The organism is uncultured Oxalicibacterium sp., assembly GCF_913776015.1.
Taxonomy (GTDB): Bacteria; Pseudomonadota; Gammaproteobacteria; order Burkholderiales; family Burkholderiaceae_D; genus Oxalicibacterium.
Genome location: NZ_CAJYMD010000017.1, coordinates 1 through 5,575, shown reverse-complemented (window position 1 = coordinate 5,575; position 5,575 = coordinate 1). Strand labels below are relative to the sequence as shown.

Annotated in this window: 5 protein-coding genes and 1 pseudogene; 5 read left to right on the top strand and 1 reads right to left on the bottom strand. The window is 53.9% G+C overall.

Going from position 1 to position 5,575, the window contains the following annotated elements:
• The 5 genes and pseudogenes from QZ725_RS14960 to QZ725_RS02770 form a co-directional block, all read left to right on the top strand.
• Window positions 1–134 (top strand): annotated as a pseudogene (locus QZ725_RS14960) (LysR family transcriptional regulator); the annotation flags it as partial.
• Window positions 135–295: 161 nt separating this feature from the next.
• Entirely contained in the window at window positions 296–2,482 is a 2,187-nt protein-coding gene (locus QZ725_RS02785; RefSeq protein WP_293776106.1) for a TonB-dependent receptor, read from the top strand.
• 398 nt (window positions 2,483–2,880) lie between these two features.
• Window positions 2,881–3,231, top strand: a complete 351-nt coding sequence (locus QZ725_RS02780; protein WP_293776105.1) for a DMT family protein — start codon at window positions 2,881–2,883, stop codon at window positions 3,229–3,231.
• A 3-nt stretch (window positions 3,232–3,234) separates the two neighbouring features.
• On the top strand, window positions 3,235–4,446 hold the full coding sequence (locus QZ725_RS02775; protein WP_293776104.1) for an MFS transporter: 1,212 nt from the start codon (window positions 3,235–3,237) through the stop codon (window positions 4,444–4,446).
• A 92-nt stretch (window positions 4,447–4,538) separates the two neighbouring features.
• On the top strand, window positions 4,539–4,868 hold the full coding sequence (locus tag QZ725_RS02770; RefSeq protein WP_293776103.1) for a DUF4124 domain-containing protein: 330 nt from the start codon (window positions 4,539–4,541) through the stop codon (window positions 4,866–4,868).
• Window positions 4,869–4,940: 72 nt separating this feature from the next.
• Here the strand turns inward: QZ725_RS02770 and QZ725_RS02765 are convergent.
• On the bottom strand, window positions 4,941–5,575 hold a 635-nt coding region (locus QZ725_RS02765), incomplete at its 5' end, for an AAA family ATPase (RefSeq protein WP_293776102.1).

Here is a 5,575-nt window from a genome sequence, read left to right as displayed (position 1 = left end):
CTCCCGACGGACTGACCGGCCGGCTGTACGCTGCCTGCCTGCCCGAACTTTCACAAAAACCGTACCTGGCAGACTTTGTCTCCAGCACACGTGAAAGCAGTTACCTGAATTTGGGTAGTGTGGAGTTGCTTTGACCTCACGAACAGCCATCTCCTCAAACAATCAAAATTTCCGACCATTGAAAAATAACAACCATTCTCATTTTTACGAGTTTTATAATCCTGCCTTCACATTTTCTTAGCCAGCCAAAGGACGCGTCCTCCAGCCAGCCAATAACTTTTCCTTGGTTGGAATCATGCGTACCCTCTCCTCTCATGCACTGGCGGCACTCGCCATCCTGGCGTCACACACCGCATTCGCACAAACAGATGAAGCAGCCTTGCCGGCTATTTCCGTCACAGCAGACAAAATCGACAGTGCAGCACAAAGTGCCCATCAAGCGCGCCACGATTCACCGAATCAAAAAACCGTCATTGATGCCGAACAATTGAATCAATTCGGTGATCAACCGCTTGGTGATGCGATGCGACGCTTGGTCGGCGTATCGTTTGAAGGTGCCAATCGCGCGCGCGAAGTGCAATTGCGCAATATCGGCCGCGAATACACGCAAGTCACTGTCAATGGTCGCCGCATGCTGGATGGCAATGCAGAGCGCACTGTGCAAGTAGATCGCATTCCCAGTTCGATGGTCGAGCGTATCGAAATCATTCATACGCCGCTCGCCAGTCAGGATGCGCAAGGTGCGGCGGGTACGGTCAACATCATTCTCAAGCAAGGAAACAAGGCCCTGCCTAATGAAATCAGTGTTGGTGCAGGTGCCCTACAACACAATGGCCCGATTGGCGACGCCACCATCCATTACGCGCTAGGCGACGAGAGAATCCGCCTGACGCTTAGTGGCGGTATTCAGCAGCAGCGCCGCGCAGAAAATAAGGATGCCCTCAGTTACAACGCTGCCGGTGCGGCCAATGGCGGTTCGCGCAACATCAACCAGCGTCGCTTTGAGCAAGCCAACTTCACTCCTCGCATCGATATCAACATCAATAAAGACAACAGCCTCGTTATTGAACCGTCTTATCTACGCACCACTGAATATCGCGATGATATCAAGCGCACGCTCTCGACAAATCAACAAACTGTCACCCAGCTTGAAGATGAAGACCGCAAACGCACGCGGGAAAATAAAGGGCTGTACGGTGCATGGAAACATCAATTCAGCAGCAATACGGAACTGAATACTTCCTTCGATCGCCAGCAAGCCAGTGAAGATACGATGAGGGATTCGGTGCGCTACAACGCCTCTAACGTCATTGACCAACGTCGCAAACGACTGGAAAACATTGATCTAGACCTCCTCAAGGTGAAAACCTTTGCACGAACAGCAATCGACAAGCACACGTTTGAATATGGCATTGGCCGTTCAGAAGAAAAGCGGCGCGAAGACAATAGTGGTTTTAACCTTCTTAATGGAACGCCCCTATCAACCACACTCAATCGTCGCTACAACATCGAAGAAGATATCACCAGCTTGTATATTCAAGACACTATGCAGTTATTCCCTGGCAACCTACTGACAGTTGGTGTAAGGCAAGAACGTTCAGCAACCAATACACGCGATTTTTTTGGCAATGCAACAGATAAGAAATACAACGCGTTACTTCCTTCGCTCAGCCTGAGACAAGCATTGAACGAAAGCACAGATCTCCGTATGGGTGCTGCGAAAACATTTCGCCGTCCGAGTTTGCGAGAACTATCACCAACAGTCAGCACAGTCACAGGCAATAATTTTGCCACGCCAGATAGCGGCGGCAATCCCGACGCAACACCGGAAACCATCCTTGGTTACGACATCGGCATCGATCATTTCCTGGCAGGACGACAAGGTCTGCTGAGCGCCAAGGCTTTCCGCCGCGAGTTTTCCAACAAACTGGAAAACATCACCACACTGGAAGGCACACGGTATGTATCGCGGCCGCAAAACACGGGCGATGGCAGCATGGTCGGCATCGAACTTGAAGCCCGCATTCCGCTCAATCTGATCGGGGGCTCACGGGATGTGACACTGTGGTCGAACCTGACTGCGGTCAAAACCAGTCTCATTTCGACACAAACAGGAGAAAAACGGCGTTTTCTGGATCAGCCGGATCGCATTGCCAACATCGGCCTCGACTGGTTTGTGCCTTCAGCCAAGACAACGTTCGGTGCCAGCCTCAATCTATCGAGCGGCTTCGATCAGCTTTACCGGCAATCCAGTGGACTGCTCGCCCGCAACAAGGTCGATTCACTTAAGCGATTTGACATGAGCGCACGCACGCAGCTGACACCACGAACCTCGCTGAATGTCTCCGCACTCAATTTATTCGCATCGAAAGAAAGGCGCATGGATCAGGAGTTTTCAGCAGCGGATGCACTAACCAAAACAACTTATACAAACGAACCGACTTATCGCTCCATTTACGTGCGTCTTTCACATCTATTCTGAATCGACGAAGTATCTATCCTTGGATAGCATGCCTTGGAGATTGCAGCAGGATGTACAAGGCATGCTGTTTTCCATGCAACGAAATCGCCAAAAATTCACGCCCGTCCTCGACACAAAGCCAATCCATCCTGCCCTTGTGTCAGACATCAAAGCAGCAATCCAAATAGAGTCGAATTACTGTAACCTCCCGCACAATCCGCAAACAGATATCTGGATACACGCCTTTATGTAGGCATGTATCCCTGGAATTATTAATTTTCCGTTAAGAAAAATAAATTCGTTCACAATCGAATTTTTTCTTTCAAACGCCCGTCTGATGCTCACATACGTAAGTCTCGTGAATGCTCAGCGTGTCACGATGCTTGCACTTTTTCCTCACCTAACAATAAGAATCCATCATGTCCCCGCACATCCTGCCCCCGCTGCTACTGCTCGTGTCGAATATCTTCATGACCTTTGCCTGGTACGGTCATCTGAAATTCGAAAACCGACCGCTGTACCTTGTCATTCTCGTGAGCTGGCTGATTGCGCTGGCTGAATATTGTTTCGCGGTGCCGGCCAATCGGATTGGCCATACGGTCTATAACGCGGCCGAGCTCAAGACCATGCAGGAAGTGATCACGCTGGTCGTGTTTTCCGTGTTTTCCGTTCTCTATCTGGGTGAAAAGCTGACGATCAACCACCTGCTCGGTTTTGCCTTCATCTGCGTGGGCGCCTTTTTCGTCTTCAAGGGTCCGATCGGATCGTAAGCCATGGGCTCCGGCGAAACACGGTCAAGCCGCATCTGGCTTCCGGCCCTCAACTTTTTCGTCGCCGATGTACGCGACGGGCTTGGTCCTTTTCTGGGTGTGTTCCTCATGGGACACGGCTGGAAAGCGGACGATATTGGCTATGTCATGACGATAGGCGGCATCGCCGGCATGCTGGCGACTACGCCGTTTGGCGCACTCGTCGATGCTACGCGAGCCAAACGTATGCTATTGGGCGTGGCGTCGGTGCTGGTCGTGATCGGTTCGCTCGTCATATTGCTCTCTCCCTCTTTTCTCGTAACCGCTGTCTCGCAAGTCTGTACCGGCATCGTCGGCGCCGTGATCGGTCCGGCAATCGCCGGCATCACACTCGGACTGGTGGGGCAACAACGCTTGCCCGCGCAGATCGGTACCAATGAAGCCTGGAATCATGCAGGCAACCTGACGTCGGCCGCCTTGGCTGGCATGCTTGGCTACTATTTCGGTCTGCCTGCCGTGTTTTTGCTGATGGCCGTGATGGCAGGGGCATCCCTGATCTGCATCTGGCGCATCCATCCGATAGAAATCGACCATGACGTTGCACGCGGCGCAACCGAAAACGGGCTGCAGCAACCACAAAGTGCCTTGAGCTTGTTGCGCACGCCTACGCTGCTGCTGATCGCCTTGACCATGATGCTGTTCCATCTTGGCAACGCTGCCATGCTGCCGCTGCTTGGACAAGCGATGGTGTCTCGCCACATGGTAGAACCGGCTACCTTCACCGCAGCAACGGTGATCGTGGCGCAACTCGTGATGATTCCGGTTGCCGTTGCGGCCGGACGTTATGCGTCCAAGCACGGCTACCATCTGCTGATCCTGATCGCGCTGCTGGCGCTGCCACTGCGCGGCGCACTCGCCGGGGCCTGGGATTCGCCATGGGCCTTGCTGCCAGTGCAAATCCTCGACGGCGTCGGCGCCGGCCTGCTGGGCGTGGCATTGCCGGGCATCGTGGCACGACTGCTCAGCGGCAGCGGCCATATCAATATCGGGCTAGGCGCTGTCATGACGGTGCAAGGCATCGGCGCCGCCCTGAGCACGACACTCGGCGGCTTTATCGCCGCCCGCTATGGCTACGACAAGGCATTCTGGCTGCTTGGCGCAACCGCCAGCATCGGCTTGCTGACCTGGGCCTTGTACCTGCGCGTCGAACCCGGCAGGCACACAAGCACGACGTAGACTGCCACGCACAAATTGATGCGCCGGGTGGCATAACGCACCGAACAGGAAGACGCCACATTGCATGATGCATTCTCGTCAAGGAGATCATCATGCCAACCTCGATTTCGCTCATGCGTCTCGCCGGAATCAGTCTGTTCTGTCTGGCATCTGTTTCTGCACATGCCGACGTCATCAAGTGCAACGCCCCCGATGGCAGTGTGACCTATACCGACACGCGCTGCTCCGGCACGTTAATCGTGGCCGACCTGCCGCCCGACAATCGTTATCTGATCGCACAACCGATCAAGCACGGTTCACAGTGGGCCGAAAAAATCGCGCCACGACAGGTGCGTACCGATGTGGAATCCGTACGCTCTGCCTACGATGCACTCAAACGTCGCGATGGCGCCATGCCAGTGGCGGAAACCGCCAGCCGCTAAATAAAAAAACGCACGATATTGCTATCGTGCGGTTTTTTGCGTTTTGCTTCAAAACAGGCGACGTACTACCGATCAGGCAGCCTTCTCGAAGCGCAACTCGCCTTGTACGGCATCAATGACCACCTTGTCCTTCGGACCAAAACGGCCTTCCAGAATCGCCTTCGACAGCGGATTCTCGATCTGCTGCTGGATCGCACGCTTGAGTGGGCGCGCACCATACACAGGATCGAAACCGGCTTCGGCAATCTGCAGCAACGCCGCATCCGTCACTTCAAGTGCCATGTCCATACGCGTCAAACGCTGCTCCAGCGTATGCAACTGAATCTTGGCAATCGAACCGATATTCTTCGCATCCAGCGCATGGAATACCACGATCTCGTCGATCCGGTTGATAAACTCTGGCCGGAAATGTCCCTGCACTTCGGCCATCACAGCCATTTTCACCAGTGAAGGATCGCTGTCCTCCATCGACTGAATCTTGTGCGAACCCAGATTCGATGTCATGACAATGACCGTGTTCTTGAAATCCACGGTACGTCCCTGTCCGTCCGTCATGCGACCATCGTCCAGCACTTGCAGCAAGACGTTGAACACATCCGGATGCGCCTTCTCGATCTCGTCAAGCAGGATCACGCTGTACGGCTTGCGACGCACGGCTTCGGTCAGATAACCGCCTTCTTCGTAACCCACGTAACCCGGCGGCGCAC

Excerpts from the sequence above, each read along its gene's own strand:
- QZ725_RS02785 (WP_293776106.1), top strand. The coding sequence starts at position 296 with ATGCGTACCCTCTCCTCTCATGCACTGGCGGCACTCGCCATCCTGGCG.
- QZ725_RS02780 (WP_293776105.1), top strand. The coding sequence starts at position 2,881 with ATGTCCCCGCACATCCTGCCCCCGCTGCTACTGCTCGTGTCGAATATC.
- QZ725_RS02775 (WP_293776104.1), top strand. The coding sequence starts at position 3,235 with ATGGGCTCCGGCGAAACACGGTCAAGCCGCATCTGGCTTCCGGCCCTC.
- QZ725_RS02770 (WP_293776103.1), top strand. The coding sequence starts at position 4,539 with ATGCCAACCTCGATTTCGCTCATGCGTCTCGCCGGAATCAGTCTGTTC.